Below are 770 nucleotides of genomic sequence, written 5' to 3' on the forward strand. Positions count from 1 at the left end.
GGCGGGAGGGGCCCCCGTCATCCAGTGCTCGGGCCCGGCGCCGGCGCGGGCGGCGCGGGCGCGCACGGACTGCTCGGCGAGCAGGTGCGCGGCCACGGGCGCGGCGAGGTGCTCCACGCGCGGCTTGACGGGCCCGGAGGTGGAGTGCAGGGCGACGCTGGCCAGGCCGAGGCGGCGCTGCAGGGGGCCCTGGGCGGCGCCGAGGCTCTGGGTGCGCGCGTGGGGCACGACGTCGAGGCGGCGCTCGAGGCGGCCGCCGCGGGCCAGGAAGGCGTGCTCGGTGACGAGGTAGCCGTGGCGGCGCCAGGCCACGGGGTCGAGCCAGCGGGCGGCGCGGGGCACCGGGGTGTACCCGCCGTCGCCGTCGCGGCCGGTGAGCCCGGCGCGCACGACGTCGAGGACGCCGGCGCCGTCGAGGCCGGGGGCCATGCCGGGCAGGACGACGGCGAGCAGCCGGGCCAGCTCCTCCTCGGTGCCGACGGGCAGGACGGTGGTGGCCTCCTTCGCCTCCTCGCCGGGGCCGCCGCCGTAGCCGGCGACGTTGACCTGCACGCGCCACCAGCCGGGGCCGCGCCACAGCAGCGGCTGGGTGATGCGCAGGGCCTGCACGCGGCCGGGCGGGACGGTCTGCGAGCGCTGCTCGAGCAGCCCGTGGGTCAGGCGCAGGCCGTCGGGGGACTCGGCGACGGTGAAGTTGAAGCCGCGGCTGAAGCGCCCCCAGGCGGCGGAGCCGGCGCCCAGGGCGCCGGGCAGGGCGGCCAGGAGGGGGG

Annotated in this window: 1 protein-coding gene; it reads right to left on the minus strand. The window is 80.5% G+C overall.

Annotated features, from left to right (window positions below; translation table 11 throughout):
• On the minus strand, window positions 1-770 hold a 770-nt coding region (locus GTR00_RS22025; RefSeq protein ID WP_166613610.1), incomplete at both ends, for a PH domain-containing protein.

This window comes from Kineococcus indalonis, assembly GCF_009906395.1.
In the GTDB taxonomy this organism is placed as follows: domain Bacteria; phylum Actinomycetota; class Actinomycetes; order Actinomycetales; family Kineococcaceae; genus Kineococcus; species Kineococcus indalonis.